This window comes from Pseudomonas graminis (assembly GCF_013201545.1).
Taxonomy (GTDB): domain Bacteria; phylum Pseudomonadota; class Gammaproteobacteria; order Pseudomonadales; family Pseudomonadaceae; genus Aquipseudomonas.
Genome location: NZ_CP053746.1, coordinates 4704741 through 4722061, shown reverse-complemented (window position 1 = coordinate 4722061; position 17321 = coordinate 4704741). Strand labels below are relative to the sequence as shown.

The 17321-nt window shown below is 63.7% G+C and carries 17 protein-coding genes and 1 pseudogene; all 18 read left to right on the top strand.

Going from position 1 to position 17321, the window contains the following annotated elements; all coding sequences use genetic code 11:
- The 18 genes and pseudogenes from ddpC to phnP all read left to right on the top strand — a co-directional run bounded on the left by ddpC (window position 1) and on the right by phnP (window position 17197).
- Window positions 1–900, top strand: coding sequence for a D,D-dipeptide ABC transporter permease (gene ddpC, locus FX982_RS21150; RefSeq protein ID WP_172612433.1), 900 nt, complete (start codon window positions 1–3; stop codon window positions 898–900).
- A 2-nt stretch (window positions 901–902) separates the two neighbouring features.
- Entirely contained in the window at window positions 903–1937 is a 1035-nt protein-coding gene (locus FX982_RS21145) for an ABC transporter ATP-binding protein (protein WP_438826290.1), read from the top strand.
- Window positions 1934–2917, top strand: a complete 984-nt coding sequence (locus tag FX982_RS21140) for an oligopeptide/dipeptide ABC transporter ATP-binding protein (RefSeq protein ID WP_172612429.1) — start codon at window positions 1934–1936, stop codon at window positions 2915–2917. The genes FX982_RS21145 and FX982_RS21140 overlap by 4 nt, the downstream gene beginning before the upstream one ends.
- An 839-nt stretch (window positions 2918–3756) precedes the next feature.
- Window positions 3757–4743 (top strand): annotated as a pseudogene (locus tag FX982_RS24945) (cache domain-containing protein); the annotation flags it as partial.
- The gene (locus FX982_RS24940) at window positions 4726–5649 is read left to right on the top strand and encodes a methyl-accepting chemotaxis protein (protein ID WP_438826347.1); all 924 of its coding nucleotides are present in this window, start codon (window positions 4726–4728) and stop codon (window positions 5647–5649) included. The pseudogene FX982_RS24945 and the gene FX982_RS24940, both read left to right, overlap by 18 nt.
- An 846-nt stretch (window positions 5650–6495) precedes the next feature.
- Entirely contained in the window at window positions 6496–7329 is an 834-nt protein-coding gene (gene phnC / locus FX982_RS21130; protein WP_172612425.1) for a phosphonate ABC transporter ATP-binding protein, read from the top strand.
- A 67-nt stretch (window positions 7330–7396) separates the two neighbouring features.
- On the top strand, window positions 7397–8401 hold the full coding sequence (phnD, locus tag FX982_RS21125) for a phosphonate ABC transporter substrate-binding protein (RefSeq protein WP_172612424.1): 1005 nt from the start codon (window positions 7397–7399) through the stop codon (window positions 8399–8401).
- A 75-nt stretch (window positions 8402–8476) separates the two neighbouring features.
- Window positions 8477–9265 carry a phosphonate ABC transporter, permease protein PhnE gene (gene phnE / locus FX982_RS21120; protein WP_122535792.1) on the top strand — a complete coding sequence of 263 codons (789 nt, stop codon included), beginning with the start codon at window positions 8477–8479 and terminating at the stop codon, window positions 9263–9265.
- A gap of 40 nt (window positions 9266–9305) precedes the next feature.
- Window positions 9306–10025 (top strand): phosphonate metabolism transcriptional regulator PhnF, encoded by a 720-nt coding sequence (gene phnF / locus FX982_RS21115; protein WP_172612422.1) that lies wholly within the window; start codon window positions 9306–9308, stop codon window positions 10023–10025.
- 14 nt (window positions 10026–10039) lie between these two features.
- Entirely contained in the window at window positions 10040–10522 is a 483-nt protein-coding gene (gene phnG, locus FX982_RS21110; protein ID WP_172612420.1) for a phosphonate C-P lyase system protein PhnG, read from the top strand.
- Window positions 10523–10548: 26 nt separating this feature from the next.
- Entirely contained in the window at window positions 10549–11181 is a 633-nt protein-coding gene (phnH, locus tag FX982_RS21105; protein WP_172613130.1) for a phosphonate C-P lyase system protein PhnH, read from the top strand.
- Window positions 11181–12254 carry a carbon-phosphorus lyase complex subunit PhnI gene (locus tag FX982_RS21100; protein ID WP_172612418.1) on the top strand — a complete coding sequence of 358 codons (1074 nt, stop codon included), beginning with the start codon at window positions 11181–11183 and terminating at the stop codon, window positions 12252–12254. Before phnH ends, FX982_RS21100 begins: the two co-directional genes overlap by 1 nt.
- Entirely contained in the window at window positions 12251–13144 is an 894-nt protein-coding gene (locus FX982_RS21095; protein WP_172612417.1) for an alpha-D-ribose 1-methylphosphonate 5-phosphate C-P-lyase PhnJ, read from the top strand. The genes FX982_RS21100 and FX982_RS21095 overlap by 4 nt, the downstream gene beginning before the upstream one ends.
- Window positions 13141–13971: a phosphonate C-P lyase system protein PhnK gene (gene phnK / locus FX982_RS21090; protein WP_172612415.1), complete on the top strand. Its 831-nt coding sequence runs from the start codon at window positions 13141–13143 to the stop codon at window positions 13969–13971. The genes FX982_RS21095 and phnK overlap by 4 nt, the downstream gene beginning before the upstream one ends.
- 22 nt (window positions 13972–13993) lie before the next feature.
- The gene (phnL, locus tag FX982_RS21085; RefSeq protein WP_172612413.1) at window positions 13994–14734 is read left to right on the top strand and encodes a phosphonate C-P lyase system protein PhnL; all 741 of its coding nucleotides are present in this window, start codon (window positions 13994–13996) and stop codon (window positions 14732–14734) included.
- Entirely contained in the window at window positions 14728–15891 is a 1164-nt protein-coding gene (locus FX982_RS21080) for an alpha-D-ribose 1-methylphosphonate 5-triphosphate diphosphatase (RefSeq protein ID WP_172612412.1), read from the top strand. The genes phnL and FX982_RS21080 overlap by 7 nt, the downstream gene beginning before the upstream one ends.
- Window positions 15891–16457, top strand: coding sequence for a phosphonate metabolism protein/1,5-bisphosphokinase (PRPP-forming) PhnN (gene phnN, locus FX982_RS21075; RefSeq protein WP_172612410.1), 567 nt, complete (start codon window positions 15891–15893; stop codon window positions 16455–16457). Before FX982_RS21080 ends, phnN begins: the two co-directional genes overlap by 1 nt.
- Window positions 16448–17197, top strand: coding sequence for a phosphonate metabolism protein PhnP (gene phnP / locus FX982_RS21070; RefSeq protein ID WP_172612408.1), 750 nt, complete (start codon window positions 16448–16450; stop codon window positions 17195–17197). The genes phnN and phnP overlap by 10 nt, the downstream gene beginning before the upstream one ends.
- The last annotated feature ends 124 nt before the right edge of the window (window positions 17198–17321 follow it).

The following is a 17321-nucleotide window of genomic DNA, read 5'->3' as shown; positions in this document are numbered from 1 at the left end:
ATGACGACTCCGATCACCGCGCCCGCCGTGGCGCCACTGCCGGCCGCCTCGCGTTGGCTGGACAAATGGGCGTATCTGGCCCATCAGATTCGCCGCAGTCCACTGACCATGGCCGGGCTGCTGATTACCGTGATGGTGCTGCTGGTGATGGCCTTTGCGCCTTGGCTCGCGTCCCATGATCCCAACGCGCTGAACCTCACTCAGCGTCTGGCCGCGCCGTCCGCCGCCCATTGGTTCGGCACCGACGAAGTGGGTCGCGATCTTTTCAGCCGCGTGCTGTACGGCAGCCGGCAATCCGTCGGCGTCGGCCTGTTCGTGGCGTTCGCTTCGTGCTTTGCCGGCGGCTTGCTGGGCTGTATATCCGGGATCATCGGCGGGCGTTTCGACGGGCTGATCATGCGCCTGATGGACATCATGTTGTCGGTGCCGTCGCTGGTGCTGATCATGGCCCTGGCTGCGGCGCTGGGCCCGAGCCTGTTCAACGCCATGCTGGCGATCACGCTGGTGCGGATTCCGTTCTACGTACGGCTGGCCCGTGGGCAGGCCCTGAGCATCCGCCAGATGGGTTACGTCAAGGCGGCCGAAACATTCGGCGCCGGACGATGGCACATGGTCATCTGGCACGTGGCGCGCAATGCCATGCCGCCATTGCTGGTGCAGCTGAGCCTGGACATCGGCAGCGCCATCCTCATGGCCTCGGCCCTGGGCTTCATTGGCCTGGGCGCGCAACAGCCGACGGCAGAGTGGGGCGCCATGGTCGCGACCGGGCGCAACTACATCCTCGATCAATGGTGGTACTCGACCTTTCCCGGCGTGGCGATTCTGATCACCGCCACCGGTTTCAACCTTTTGGGCGACGGCGTGCGTGACTTGCTCGACCCACGGCAGCGGGGGAAATGACCATGCAGGCTTCCGTTCAACAACCTCTGCCCGAGCAGGCCCCGGTGCTGGTCATCGACGACCTGCGCATCGAATTTCCGGCCTACAGAAGCACGGTCAACGCGCTCAATGGGGTGTCGCTGCACGTCAATCCCGGCGAGATCGTCGGGGTGATCGGCGAGTCCGGTTCGGGCAAGTCGGTCACCGCGATGCTCAGCCTGCGCCTGCTGCCGGAGCGCTCTTACGAAGTGAAAAGTGGCAGCCTGAGTATTCTCGGCCGCGACATGCTCACCGCCAAAGAGAAGGACCTGTTGAGTGTGCGTGGCCGCGACGCCGCCATGATCTTTCAGGAGCCCATGACCGCGCTCAATCCGACCCGCCGCATCGGTCGGCAGATGCTCGACGTGATCATCCATCACCAGCGCCTGAGCAAGGCGGACGCCAGGGCCAAAGCCATCGCGTTGCTGCGGGACATGCACATCGCCGACCCCGAGCAGGTGATGAACAGTTACCCTTTCGAACTTTCCGGCGGCATGCGTCAGCGGGTGATGATCGCTCTGGCGTTCTCCTGCGACCCGCAGTTGCTGATCGCCGACGAGCCGACCACCGCGCTGGACGTCACCGTGCAGCGGCAAGTGCTGTTGCTGCTGCGGGAAAAGGCCCGTGCGCGGGGCACGGCGATTTTGCTGATCACCCACGACATGGCGCTGGTGTCGCAGTTCTGCGATCGGGTCTACGTGATGTACACCGGCGCAGTGGTGGAGCAGGGCGTCACCGCGCAGGTGATGGCCGACCCGCGACACCCGTACACCCAGGGTTTGCTCAGCGGGTTACCGGAGATGGTCGAGCCGGGCCAGGACCTGAAGACCATTCCCGGGCAGGTGCCCAATCTCTCGGCGCTGCCAGAGGGCTGCACCTTTCTTGATCGCTGCGCCTTCGCCACGGCCCAATGCCTGCAGCGCCCGCCGATGCAGATCATCGATGCCGCCGCAGACCGCAAAAGCGCCTGCTGGTTGAGCGCGCCGTTACACATCACCGCACAGGAGTCGCGGCCATGACCCTTCCAGCTCTGCAGACATTGCCCGGCCAAAACCCGACCATCCTCGGCCTGCAAGACGTGCGCGTGCATTACCCCATGGGCAAGGACTGGCTCGGTCGCCCGAAAGCCCTGGCCCATGCCCTGAACGGTATTGATCTGCAGGTCCGCGCCGGCGAAACCCTCGGCGTGGTCGGTGAATCCGGCTGCGGCAAAAGCACCCTGGCGCAGTTGTTGATGGGCTTGATCAAGCCGACCTCGGGCCGGCTTGACTGGGTCTATAACAGCGACAAAGAACGCAGCAGCAACGTGCAGATCGTGTTTCAGGACCCGCAGTCGTCCCTCGACCCGAGGCTACCGGTGTGGAAAGTGATCACCGAGCCGTTGTTCGTGCAGCGATCGGCGCCGCGTCAGGAAATGCGTGGCATCGCGGAGAAGGTGGCGGCCCAGGTGGGTATTCGCACGGAATACCTTGATCGCTTTCCCCATCAGTTTTCCGGCGGGCAGCGTCAGCGGATCGCCATTGCCCGGGCGTTGTCGTCCAACCCGGACATCATCGTGCTCGATGAGCCGACGTCGGCACTGGATATTTCGGTGCAGGCGCAGATCCTCAACTTGTTGGCGGAGCTGCAGCGCAGCCGGGACCTGACGTACATTTTGATTTCCCACAATGTGTCGGTGGTGCGGCATATGGCCGACCGGGTGGCGGTGATGTACCTGGGGCAGATTGTGGAGTTGGGTACGGCGGCGGAGGTGCTGGAGCGACCGCGTCATCCGTATACGCAGCTGTTGCTGGAGGCGGTGCCGCGTCTGGGGGGGGCGGTGGACGACGCTCAGGTGTCGGCGCCGACCGAGCTGCCGGGCAATCGGACGTTGCCGACGGGGTGTTTTTTCCGGGATCGTTGTCCGAAGGCAACCTCGGGTTGCGAGCGGCCGCAGGCGTTGTTGCCGGCGAGGGGGGCGGTGGCGGGGGAGCGGGTGCGGTGTCATCTGGAGTCGTGATGATGCGTGCTGCGCAGGGAGATCAAGAGCATCTGCCTGACGGCAGATCAATATCTTTAAGATCCCAAGCATCTGCCTGGGGGCAGACTGTTTCGCCTTCGGCGAGTTACTTGATAAAGCCCCGCTCTCGATTTTAAAGAGCAGCCAAGGGCTTGTGCTCCTGGTTGGGCCCCTCCTGCGTCTGGGTTCCTTCACTCCGGTCTCGCTCCGTGGGCCCGCGCCGAACGGACATCCATGTCCTGACGGCGCTCTCGCCGCATCCCTGCGGCTCGGCCCACTCCGCGAGACCTGCGTTCAGCCTGCACCTAAGTCGCGATTGGCGGTGTCTAGGCGTTATGTGTATGAAGATCAAGATCAAAAGCTTCCCGGCTGAAGCCGGTCCTACATCGCGCGCGGTCTGTTAGTGGGACCGGCTTTAGCCGGGAAGGGGCAGGTGTGGGCAACGGGGTTGTTTCGAGCTGACACCCGGACGTCCGATCGTTCCCACGCTCTGCGTGGGAACGCATTCCCTGACGCTCCGCGTCATATGGCTGCGCGAACACGTCGGCAATTCATCGCGCCCATATTCGACGTCTGTTAGTTAAGCCGTATATAAACAACGGTCTTTATTGGATCCACTACTTGAACTAACGTCCCGCAATTGTATTGAAGTTCAACTATTTCTCCTCCTAAAGAACAGCACTCAATTTTCATCGGTAACCGGCCCTAAACTCCCTGGGTTTGCAGCCGAAACATCTTTCAGGCCGTGCCTTCTCTTTCCTGCTGCACCCGTGCAAAGCGCAGCGCACCTATCGGCATCGCACTCTTGTCGCTGTCATCTCTGTTATGGACACACGCATATGATCAAACGTCTGGGTTTCAGCAGAAAAATCCTGCTGGCCGCTGCACTCATCGTGGTAGTTGCTTTCTCGTGTTTCATTCTGGTGAACGATTATCGCCAGCGCGAAACCCTGAAAAACAGTGTCGCCTCCGAACTTCAACAGTTGGGCAGTCTGACCACGCAAAACATTCAAACCTGGCTCGACAGCCGCACGCAGTTGCTCAACTCCATGGCTCAGCAGATCGCTGTGGACGGTCCGGCGCTCGGCAGTTTGCAGCGTGCGATCGGTTTGCCGGTCTACCCGGACAATTTCCAGCTCAGTTATTTCGGGAGCAAGGACGGGGTGATGTTTTCCGTGCCTGCGGGTAATCGTGCGGCGGACTATGACCCGCGAGCCCGTGGCTGGTACAAGGCGGCGGATGCGGCTCAGGGCATTATCGTGACCGAGCCGTACATCGCCGCGTCGTCGGGCAAGCTGGTGGTGACGCTGGCCACACCGGTGCGCCAGCAGGGGCAGATGATCGGCGTCGCGGGCGCGGACATTTCCCTGGACGCGATCAGCAAGACCATCAACTCGCTGAGCTTTGGCGGCCATGGCTATGCGTACATCGTCAGCGCCGACGGCAAGATTCTGATTCACCCGGACAGCAAGCTGATCCTCAAGAACGTCAGCGAGGCCTATCCGAACGGTGCGCCGACCATAGCGCCGGGCGTGGCGGAAATCGAGTCCGGCGGCAAGGCGCAGATCATCTCGTTCACCAAGGTGGAGGGGCTGTCGTCGGCGAGCTGGTACGTGGCGCTGGTGCTCGACCGCGACGCGGCCTACTCAATGCTCAGCGAATTCCGCTCTTCGGCGATTCTCGCCATGGTCATTGCTGTGGCGATCATCATGGTGTTGCTGGGGCTGTTGATCCGCGTGCTGATGCAGCCGTTGCACCAGATGGGCCGGGCGATGCAGGACATTGCCGACGGGGAGGGTGACCTGACCATGCGTCTCGCTATCGTGTCCCAGGATGAGTTCGGCGCGCTGGCGCAGTCGTTCAACCGCTTTCTGGAGCGTATTCACGGCTCGATCCGCGAAGTGGCGTCGACCGCCGGGCAACTGGGTGAAGTCGCGGCCCGTGTGGTCGGGGCCTCGAACTCGTCGATGGGGAATTCCGATCAGCAGACCAGCCGCACCAGCAGCGTGGCCGCCGCGATCAACCAGCTCGGCGCCGCCGCCCAGGAAATCGCGCAGAACGCCGCGCTGGCGTCGCAGCATTCCAGCGAAGCCACGCAGTTGGCCAGTGAAGGTCAGGGCGTTGTCAGCCAGACCATCAAGGCGATGAACCAGCTGTCCGAGAAGATCAGCGAGTCGTGCGCCAATATCGAAACGCTGAACAACAAGACTGCAAACATCGGTCAGATTCTGGAAGTGATCACCGGCATTTCCCAGCAGACCAACTTGCTCGCGCTCAACGCCGCCATTGAAGCGGCGCGGGCAGGGGAAGCGGGGCGTGGTTTTGCGGTGGTGGCAGACGAGGTGAGGAACCTGGCGCACCGCACCCAGGATTCGGCGCAGCAGGTGCAGGGCATGATCGAGGAGTTGCAGGTCGGCGCCCGTGATGCGGTGATCAACATGACCGAGAGTCAGCGCCAGAGCGAGAACAGTGTGACCATCGCCAATCAGGCCGGCGAACGCCTCAACAGCGTGACCCGCCGGATCAGTGAGATCGACGGGATGAACCAGTCGGTGGCGACCGCGACCGAGGAGCAGACGGCGGTGGTGGAGTCGATCAATGTCGACATTACGGAGATCAATACGCTGAATCAGGAAGGGGTCGATAACCTGAAATCGACGCTCGATGCCTGTGCTCATCTGGAGCACCAGACGGCGCGGCTGCAGCATTTGGTGGGGACGTTCAGGATCTAAATGGCTGATCAAGATCAAGGGCGTCGGCCTAACGGCCTCTGTTTCGCCTTCGGCGAGTTACTTGGAAAAGCACCCCAAGTAACCAAGGGTGCCTGCTCCTGGTTGGGCCCGACTTCGTCGGGTTCCTTCACTCCGGTCCCGCTCCGTGGGCCCGCCGCCATCCGCCATCCATGGCGGGGGGCGGCTCTCGCGGCATCCATGCCGCTCGGCCCACTCCGCGAGACCTGCGTTCAGCCTGCACCCAAGTCGCGATTGGCGGTGACTGAACTATTTGTGTTTGAAGATCAGGATCAAAAGCAGATCAAAAGCTTCCCGGCTAAAGCCGGTCCCACTAGGTACGAGGTGATCGTTCCCTACGCTCCGCGTGGGAATGCATCCCCTGACGCTCCGCGTCACAGGTCTCACTGACGGGATGCGGTGATCTTGTGGGACCGGCTTCAGCCGGGAAGAGGCCAGTCTTTACGCCCTCAATCCCGCAGCGTGACATCCAACGCTTTCCAGGCTAAAGCCAGTCCCACTCACTGCATCGGGCTGTGCCAACGGACCAACGGCACGAATTATTTATTTCAGCCCTGCCAGAACCCTTCCCATCCCGCCTTCAACATCCGCGCAACTTGTCTAGCCCGCACAGCCGCTAGACCGCCCTTTAACGTCCTGATGTCCACAAAACCCCCGAAAAATCCCGCATCAAACCGTCTCCGAAGTGAAACGCCGCCGTCATCGTCGATTCATGGAACTGCCACAGGCTGCCCCTAATGTCACTCGCACCGAACGCGGCCATGGACGGTCGTGCGGCTGATCATTCACCCCCGGCAGGACGCTGGAATCACAAGACCAGAGAAGCCCATGACCGCAGCCATCCACGTCGACCGCCTGAACAAGACATTCGTCCGCAAGACCGCTTTGGTTGACCTTGCATTGTCTATACAACACGGGGAAATGGTGGCGCTGATCGGCGCTTCCGGTTCCGGCAAATCCACCCTGTTGCGCCATCTGGCCGGGCTGGCCTGCTGTGATCGCAGCAACGGCGGCAGCGTTCAGGTGCTGGGCCGGGAAGTGCAGGCTTCGGGCCGGCTCAACGGCAAGGTGCGCCGTTTGCGTGCCGACATCGGCTACATCTTTCAGCAGTTCAATCTGGTCAATCGCCTCAGCGTCCTCGACAACGTCCTGCTCGGTTGCCTCGGTCGCATGCCGCGTTGGCGCGGCAGTCTCGGGCTGTTCAATGCCGAGGAAAAAGCCCGCGCCATGGCCAACCTCGACCGCGTCGGCCTCGCCGATCTGGCGCCGCAGCGGGCCTCGACGCTGTCCGGCGGCCAGCAGCAGCGTGTGGCCATTGCTCGTGCGCTGACCCAGCAGGCCGAAGTCATTCTGGCTGACGAGCCTATTGCCTCCCTCGACCCCGAGTCCGCGCGCAAGGTCATGGAAATCCTCGCCGACATCAATCGCCGGGACGGCAAGACCGTTGTCGTCACCCTGCATCAGGTGGATTACGCCGTACGTTATTGCCCGCGTGCCGTGGCACTGAAGGGCGGGCGTATTCACTTCGACGGCAACGGCAGCGAGCTCAACGGCCAGTTCCTCAATGACTTGTACGGCGCCGACGCTGACACCAGCCTGATGTTCGACGGCACGGCACGGGACAGCGAACGACCGTCGCGGCTGATGATGGCCCGCGCCTGACTCAGGTGGCGGCACCGGTAACAAAACCACTCAACCCCACACCCAAAACCAGCTCCGGGAGTTCCCCATGTTGAACCGTATCGGGCGCGTGTTCGCGTCTGCCGCTGTCGTCGCCGGTTGCCTGATGGGCACTGCGCAGGCCGATGACAACGTCATCAACTTCGGCATCATGTCCACCGAGTCGTCGCAGAACCTGAAGAGCGTCTGGCAGCCGTTCATCGACGACATGACCAAAAAGACCGGGCTGAAAGTCAACGCCACCTTCGCTTCCGACTACGCCGGCCTGATCCAGGGCATGCGCTTCAACAAGGTCGACGTGGCCTGGCTCGGCAACAAGGCCGCCATTGAAGCGGTGGACCGTTCCGGCGGCGAAATCTTCGCCCAGACCGCTGCCGCCAACGGCGCGCCCGGCTACTGGAGCGTGATCATTGCGCGCAAGGACAGCCCGATCAATTCAGTCGAGGACATGCTCAAGCACGCCAAGGAACTGACCTTCGGCAACGGCGACCCGAATTCCACCTCGGGCTATCTGGTGCCGGGTTACTACGTGTTCGCCCAGAACCACGTCGACGCCGCCACCGCCTTCAAACGCACGCTGAACTCCAGCCACGAAGTCAACGCCCTCAGCGTGGCCAAAGGGCAACTGGACGTCGCCACCTTCAACACTGAGAGCTGGGACCGCCTGGAAGTCACCCAGCCGGACAAGGCTGCGATGCTCAAGGTGATCTGGAAATCGCCACTGATCCCGGCCGACCCGATGGTCTGGCGCAAGGGCCTGTCCGACGCGGACAAGAACAAGATCCGCGATTTCTTCGCCAACTACGGCGACACCGACGAAGAAAAGGCCGTGCTGAAAAACATGCAGATGGGCAAGTTCCTCAAGTCCTCGGATGACCAACTGCTGACCATCCGCCAGCTCGAGCTGTTCAAGCAGAAGACCGAAACCACCGCCAGCACCACCCTCAGCGCTGAAGAAAAGGCCACCCGCCTGAAAGACATCGACGCCGGGCTGACCAAGCTGCAGGACCGTATTTCCGAGCTGGAAAAACAAGGCACCGCCAAGGCGGGTTGATGCACGGGGCGCGCTGCAGCTCGAGGGCCCAGCGCGCCAGTCATGACGCTTCACCCGATCGCAACTGGATTCTTTATGACCACTCACGCTGCTTACATCCAGGCCGCTGGCAAGCGCAGCTGGCCGCAATACCTGGGCTGGGGCCTGTTCCTGGCGATGATGGCCTGGGCCTGGCACGGCGCGGAAATGAACCCGCTGGCGCTGTACCGTGACTCCGGCAACATGGCGACCTTCGCCGCCGACTTCTTCCCGCCCGATTTTCACGAATGGCGCGCGTACCTCAAGGAAATGATCGTCACGGTGCAGATCGCCCTCTGGGGCACGCTGCTGGCGATCGTCTGCTCGGTGCCGCTGGGCATCCTTTGCGCCGACAACATCACGCCGTGGTGGATTCATCAACCGCTGCGCCGGGTCATGGATTCGTTCCGCTCGATCAACGAAATGGTCTTCGCCATGCTCTTCGTGGTGGCGGTCGGCCTCGGCCCATTCGCCGGCGTGCTGGCGTTGTGGATCAGCACCACCGGCGTGCTCGCCAAGCTGTTCGCCGAAGCGGTGGAAGCGATTGATCCAGGCCCGGTCGAAGGCGTTCGAGCCACCGGCGCCAGTGCCTTGCAGGAAGTGATCTTCGGGGTCATCCCGCAGGTGATGCCGCTGTGGATTTCCTACGCGCTGTACCGATTCGAATCCAACGTGCGCTCGGCGACGGTGGTGGGGATGGTCGGTGCCGGCGGGATCGGCGTGATCCTCTGGGAAAACATCCGCGCCTTCCAGTTCACCCAGACCTGCTCGGTGCTGCTGGTGATCATCGTGGTGGTGAGCGTCATCGACATATTCTCCCAGCGCCTGCGCAAGCAGTTCATCTAATGACCACGACAGGAGAGGGTGCGAACCCTTTTTTTTAGCCATGCAGTTGTCTAGACAATCCGAACCGCTTCACCGAGAACCCATGTACCTCGAACTGGCGCAAACCCTGCGCCGTGAACTTGACCGCTACACCGCCGGCGAATACCTGCCCGCCGAAGTGCAGCTGGCCGCGCGCTTCGAGGTCAACCGGCATACGGTTCGCCGGGCCATCGACGAACTGGTCCGCGAAGGCAGCCTGCTGCGCCGCCAGGGCAAAGGCACCCAGGTGCTGGGCCGGCCGCTGGTGTACCCGGTTGCTGCCGGCAGTGCCTACAGCGAATCCCTTGCCGCGCTCGGCCACGGCGTCGAGGCGGTGCTGCTGCAACGCCGGCATTGCACGGCAACGGTGGAGGAGGCCGCGCATCTGGGCCTCGAACCCCACGCGCCGCTGATCGAACTGCAAACCCTGCGGCGCCTCGACGGCCAGCCGGTCTGCCTGATTCGTCACCGCTACTGCGCCACCCGCGCGTCGTTGATCGCCGACTACGTCAGCGGCTCGGTGCGCCAGTTCCTCACCGAACGGCAGTTGCCGTTGACCCGCACCTTCAGCCTGATCGGCGCGCGCCTGCCCAGTCGCGAAGAAGCCAGTGTGCTGCTGATGCCGCGTCATCTGCCGGCGCTGACGGTGCTCACCCTTTCCCATGATGCGCACGGAAACCCGGTGGAGATTGCCCATTCCACCAGCCGCTCCGACCGCTTCCAGTATCAGATCGTCACCTGACGGAGATGCCCTTGATGACTGCGACACCCGTTTCCTCCACCGCGCCCGACGCTGCAGCCCCCGAACTGTCCGCCCGCCAGCACTGGATCGGCGTGCTCTCGCGCAGCCGCCGCGCCGAACTGCAGGCCCACGAAGCCGCCTTGCGTGACGCCGACTACCAACTGATTCGCGCGCCGGAAATCGGCATGACCCTGGTGCGTGGTCGCATGGGCGGCAGCGGTGCGCCGTTCAACGTCGGCGAGATGACCGTGACCCGTTGCGTGGTGCGCCTGGCCGACGGCCGCACCGGCTTCAGCTACCTGGCCGGGCGTGACAAGGCCCACGCCGAACTCGCCGCTCTGGCCGACGCCCATTTGCAGGGCGCCCAACAGGCCCACTGGATCAGCGACCTGATCGACCCGCTGGCCCGCGCGCAAGACCTGCGCCGGGCCCAACAACAAGCCGAAACCGCCGCGACCAAAGTGGACTTCTTCACCCTGGTCAGAGGAGAAAACTGATGAGCACCTCTCTCGCAACTGAATCCTTGCCCGCGTCCTTGCTGCAGCCGGCATTCACCGATCCGGTGCTGGATGCCCAGCGCAGTTTTCGCGCCGCCCTCAAGGCGCTGGCCGGCCCCGGTGTAGCGCAAAGCCTGCTCGCCACGCAAACCCCGCCGCACCTCGAAGGCCTCGCTGCGGCCAGCCACGCCCTGTGCCTGGCCTTGCTGGACATCGACACGCCGCTGTGGCTCGCGCCCACGTTCGACACCCAGGCCATTCGCGCCAACCTGACCTTCCATTGTGGTTGCCCGATCGTCAGCGATCGGCAGAACGCCCGCTTCGCGCTGCTCGACGACAGCCAGTTGCACGACCTCAGCGGTTTCGACCTGGGCAATGATCGCTACCCCGACCAGTCCTGCACACTGCTGGTCCAGTTGCCGAGTCTGCAGGGTGGCACGCAACTGGCCTGGCGCGGGCCGGGCATCGAAAGCAAAAACCACGTCAGCCTGCCGTTGCAGGAAGCGTTCTGGCAGGAGCGGGAATCGCGCAATGACTTCCCCCGCGGGATCGACGTGTTCTTCGTCGCCGGCAGCGAATTGCTCGGTTTGCCGCGCAGTACTCAAGTGCTGTTCAAGTCCCAGCCTTCGAGTCTTCAACCCTCAAGAGGAGCGGCCTGATGTACGTTGCCGTCAAAGGTGGCGAACAGGCCATCGACAATGCCCACAAACTGCTGGCGAAACAGCGCCGGGGCGACCCCTCGGTTGCCGAGCTGGGCGTGGAACAGATCCGTCAGCAATTGCCCCTGGCCGTCGCCCGGGTGATGACCGAAGGCTCGCTGTACGATGCCGAACTCGCGGCGCTGGCGATCAAGCAGTCGGCCGGCGATCTGGTGGAAGCGATCTTCCTGCTGCGCGCCTACCGCACCACGCTGACGCGCTTCAGCGCCAGCCTGCCCATCGACACCTCGGACATGCAGCTCAACCGGCGACTGTCGGCCACGTTCAAGGACGTGCCGGGCGGGCAGCTGTTGGGACCGACCTTCGATTACACCCATCGCTTGCTGGATTTCACCTTACTGGCTGAAGGCGAATTCCCTGGCCCTGAAAGTCAGGCCGACGCGGCGGTCCAGGACTGTCCGCGGGTGTTGGGATTGCTGGCGAAAGAAGGCCTGATCAAGGAAGAACAGGACACCGGCGCGCCGGTCGCCGACATCACCCGTGAGCCGCTGGAGTACCCGGCCAGCCGCGCCGAGCGCCTGCAAGCGCTGGCCCGGGGCGACGAAGGTTTTCTGTTGGCACTGGGCTATTCGACTCAGCGTGGCTACGGCCGCAATCATCCGTTTGCCGGCGAGATTCGCGTCGGTGAAGTGGAGGTGTGGATCGAGCCGGAAGAGCTGGGCTTCCCGATCTCCATCGGCGCCATCGAAGTGACCGAGTGCGAGATGGTCAACCAGTTCGTCGGGTCCGCCACCGAGCTGCCGCAATTCACGCGCGGTTACGGCCTGGCCTTCGGGCACGCCGAACGCAAAGCCATGGGCATGGCGCTAGTGGACCGCTCGTTGCGCGCCGGTGAGTACAGCGAGGAGATCGTCTCGCCGGCGCAGCAGGAAGAGTTCGTGCTCGCCCACTGCGACAACGTCGAAGCCGCCGGTTTCGTCTCGCACCTGAAACTGCCGCACTACGTGGACTTCCAGGCCGAACTGGAACTGATCCGCAAACTGCGCACGCCCTCCAGGGAGCAGGCCCAATGAATGCCGCCACGCCGCCACGCCCACAGCCTTTACCATCGACGCCGAGAGATGAGGCGTACAACTTCGCCTATCTGGACGAACAGACCAAACGGATGATCCGTCGCGGCCTGCTCAAGGCCGTGGCCATTCCCGGCTATCAAGTGCCCTTCGGTGGCCGCGAAATGCCGCTGCCCTATGGCTGGGGCACCGGCGGGATGCAACTGACCGCCGCGATCCTTGGCGCCGAAGACGTGCTCAAAGTCATCGATCAGGGCGCCGACGACACCACCAACGCCGTGTCGATCCGCCGCTTCTTCGCCCGCACCGCCGGTGTCGCCACCACCGAACGCACTCCCGAGGCGACGATCATCCAGACCCGTCACCGCATCCCGGAAACGCCGCTGCACGCCGACCAGATCATGGTCTATCAGGTGCCGATCCCCGAGCCGCTGCGCTTCATCGAACCGTCGGAGACCGAGACCCGCACCATGCACGCGCTGAATGATTACGGCGTCATGCACGTCAAGCTTTACGAGGACATCGCCACCTTCGGCCACATCGCCACGGCCTACGCCTACCCGGTGACAGTCGACGAGCGCTACGTCATGGACCCGTCGCCGATCCCCAAATTCGACAACCCGAAACTGGACATGAGCCCGGCGCTCATGCTGTTCGGCGCCGGTCGCGAGAAGCGTCTGTATGCGGTGCCGCCGTTCACCCGCGTCACCAGCCTGGATTTCGAGGATCACCCTTTTAGAGTGCAGAAGTGGGAACACAATTGCGCCATTTGCGGCAGCCAGGATTCGTTTCTCGACGAGCTGATCCTCGACGATCAGGGCACCCAGAGCTTCGTCTGCTCGGACACCGACTACTGCGCGCAACGGGTCAGTCAGGGGAGGGCCGTCCAATGAACGCTGCTCAACGGATCAACCGTGAAGCAATCACTGATTGCACCCAGCCGCTGCTGAAGGTGCGTGGCCTGACCAAGCTGTACGGCCCGGAGAAAGGCTGCCAGGAGGTCAGTTTCGAGCTCTATCCCGGCGAGGTGCTGGGCATCGTCGGCGAGTCAGGCTCGGGCAAGTCGACGCTGCTGTCCCTGCTCAGCGGCCGTTGCGCGCCCGACCGCGGCGTCATCGATTACCGCCTCGCCGACACCCACAAAAGCGCCGGCCAATGGCTGGATCTGTACAGCGCCAGCGAGGCCGAGCGCCGCACCTTGCTGCGCACCGAGTGGGGCTTCGTTGAGCAGAACCCTCGGGACGGCCTGCGCATGGCGGTATCGGCCGGCGCCAATATCGGTGAGCGGCTGATGGCCCAGGGCGTGCGCAATTATCAGGCGCTGCGGGCGGCCGGGCTGGACTGGCTCAATCAGGTGGAGATCGACCCGGCCCGCATCGACGACCTGCCGCGGACCTTTTCCGGCGGCATGCAACAACGTTTGCAGATCGCCCGAAATCTGGTGTCCGGCCCAAGGCTGGTGTTTATGGACGAACCCACCGGCGGCCTCGACGTGTCGGTGCAGGCGCGTTTGCTGGACCTGATGCGCGGGCTGGTGCGCGAGCTGGACCTGGCGGTGGTGATCGTCACCCACGACCTGGCCGTCGCCCGCTTGCTTGCCGACAGGCTGATGGTCATGCGCCGTTCTCACGTGGTGGAAACCGGCTTGACCGATCAGATCCTCGACGACCCGCAACATCCGTACTCGCAGCTGCTGGTGTCTTCAGTGCTGCAGCCATGATCCGACTTTCGGGATGCCTTCAATGAACACGCTGATCGAGGTCCGTGACCTCTCGAAAACCTTCACCCTGCACCAGCAGAGCGGCGTCGTGCTCAACGTGCTGCGCGGCCTGAATTTCTCCGTCGGCGGCGGCGAATGCCTGGTGCTCCACGGTCATTCCGGCGCGGGCAAAAGCACGCTGCTGCGCACCTTGTACGGCAACTACCTGCCGGCCGGCGGCAGCATTCGCGTGCAGCACCAGGGCGAGTGGATCGAGCTGGTCGGCGCTGCGCCGCGCGAGGTGTTGCAAGTGCGCCAGCACACCCTCGGCTACGTCAGCCAGTTTCTGCGGGTGATTCCCCGCGTCGCCACCGTCGACGTGGTCATGGAACCGGCCCTGGCCCGTGGCTGGAAACGCGAGGACGCCCAGGCCCGCGCCGAGCATCTGCTCGCCCGGCTGAACATTCCCCAACGGCTGTGGCAGCTGGCGCCGGGGACGTTTTCCGGCGGCGAGCAGCAGCGCGTCAACATCGCCCGCGGCTTCATGGTGCCGTGGCCGGTGATGCTGCTGGACGAGCCTACCGCTTCGCTGGACGACGGCAATCGCCAGGTGGTCCTTGAATTGATCCATGAAGCGAAAAGCGCCGGCGCTGCGGTGATTGGCATCTTCCACGACCGACTGGCCCGGGAAGCGGTGTCCGACCGCCACCTGGACATGACCCCGCCAGATGTCGACCTGCAACCCTCGATGGCCTCAAGCCCGAAGGAGACCGAACAATGCTGAACGAACAGATCCTGACCCACGCCAAGATCGTCACCGCCGAGCGCGTCTTCACCGGTACCCTGGTGCTGCGCGACGGGTTGATCAGCGAGGTGGACGACCGCCTCAGCCAGTTGCCCCAGGCGCAGAACCTCAACGGCGATTACCTGCTGCCGGGGCTGGTCGAGCTGCACACCGATAACCTGGAAAAACACCTGAGCCCGCGCCCCGGTGTGGACTGGCCGTCGGCCTCGGCGGTGATGAGCCACGACGCGCAAATCATCGCGGCGGGCATCACCACCGTGTTCGACGCGCTGTCCATCGGCGACGTCAATCCCAAGGGCAAGCGCATGCAGCAACTGCCGGGCATGGTCGACGCGATCGCCAAGGCCAACGCCGCCGACATGACCCGCGCCGAGCACCGCCTGCACCTGCGCTGCGAGGTCTGCCACCCCGACACCCTCAGCGTGTTCCGCGACCTGGTCGAGCAACCGCTGGTGCAGCTGGTGTCGGTGATGGACCATTCGCCGGGCCAGCGCCAGTTCGCCCTGGAATCCAAGTACCGTGAGTACTACATAGGCAAGTACCACCTGAGCAGCGAGCAAATGGACGCCTTCATCGTCGAGCAGGTCGCCAATTCGAAGACTTACAGCGACCGTTATCGCCGGGCCATCGTCGACATCTGCCTGCCCCGTGGGTTGTCGGTGGCCAGCCACGACGACGCCACCCTGGCTCACGTGGAAGAGTCGGCGGGTTACGGCATGAGCATCGCCGAGTTCCCGACCACCCTCGAAGCCGCACAGGGCTGCCGGCGTATGGGTATGAGTGTGTTGATGGGCGCCCCTAACATCGTTCGCGGCGGCTCGCACTCGGGCAACATTGCGGCGGCGACATTGGCCGAAGAAGGGCTACTGGATATTCTCTCCAGCGATTACTATCCGGCCAGCCTGTTGCAGGCGGCATTCACCCTGGGCGCCCAGTTGGATGCAGCGGATGACTCGGCAGGCGCCGGGCTGGCGCGTGCCGTGACCACGGTGAGCCTGGCACCGGCCCGTTCGGCGGGCTTGCACGATCGCGGCGAGATTCGCGTCGGCCTGCGCGCCGACCTGATCCACGCCCGGGCTATCGGCACACTGCCAATCATTCAACAAGTCTGGCGACAAGCGAAGAGGGTGTTCTGATGGCAGGCAGGTTGATCTATCTCATCGGGCCGTCGGGTTCGGGCAAGGACAGCCTGCTGGACGCGGCCCGCGAGGCGTTGGCTGCGCGGGACTGCCGCATCGTGCGTCGGGTCATCACCCGTTCGGCGGAAGCCAAGGGCGAAGCGGCCCAGGCCGTCAGCGTCGAGGGCTTCGAGGCGCTGCAGGCCCAGGGTGCGTTTGCCTTGAGCTGGTCCGCCAACGGCCTGCATTACGGCATCCCGAAAGAGATCGATCAATGGCTGGCCGACGGGCACGACGTCCTGGTCAACGGTTCGCGCGGGCACCTGCCCCAGGCGCGGTTGCGTTATCCGTCGCTGTGGGTTGTGCTTCTGACCGTGGATCAGGGGGTGTTGCGGGAGCGCTTGCTCAGTCGGGCGCGCGAGTCGGCCGAAGACATCGAAACCCGGCTGGCGCGCAACGCGCAATTCGCTGACGACCTGCAGGTGAGCGATCCGTCGCTGATCGTCCTCGACAACTCCGGCGCCCTGGAGCAGACGGTCGCCCGACTGTTGCAGCGACTGGAGCGCGCCCCCGCATGCGCCTGACCCTGTTGGGCACGGGGGATGCGCGGCAAGTGCCGGTTTACGGCTGCGAATGCGCGGCCTGTCGCGCCGCCCATGCCGACAAACGCCTGCGCCGCCGCCCGAGCTGCGCGCTGGTGGAGCTGGGGGAACAACGCTGGCTGATCGACAGCGGCTTGCCCGACCTGACTGAACGCTTCCCGCCGCGCAGCCTAAGCGGCATCCTGCAAACCCACTACCACGCCGATCACGCCCAAGGCCTGCTGCACCTGCGCTGGGGCCAGGGTCTGGTGATCCCGGTGCATGGCCCGGTGGACCCGGAAGGGTTGTCGGACCTGTACAAGCACCCCGGCATACTGGATTTCAGCCAGCCGTTCATGCCCTTCGAAAGCCGGTCGATGGGCGAACTGCAAGTCACCGCGCTGCCGCTGCTGCATTCCAAGCCAACGCTGGGTTATCTGCTGGAAGGCGGAGGGCGGCGCATCGCCTATCTCACCGACACCGTCGGCTTGCCCCACGACACCCAGAGCTTTTTGCAGCGCGAGGCACTCGACGTGCTGGTCCTGGATTGCTCCATGCCGCCCCAGCCGCAAACGCCGCGCAACCACAATGATGTGAATGTGGCGCGGCAGATCATTGAAGCGCTCAAGCCCGCGCAAGCGTTGCTGACCCATGTCGGGCATACGCTGGATGCGTGGCTGATGGAGCATGCCGCTGAACTGCCCGACCATGTTCGGGTGGCGCGGGACGCCATGGAGGTCTGACCGGGGCGCGGGGGCTGACTTTTGGCGAGTCATCCTATGACCTCCTGTCGCTCAGGTCGCTTAAACGCCTGTCCGGCTTCAACTTTTGCCTGTCACGGCCGTTGCAAATGTAGCCCTACATTTC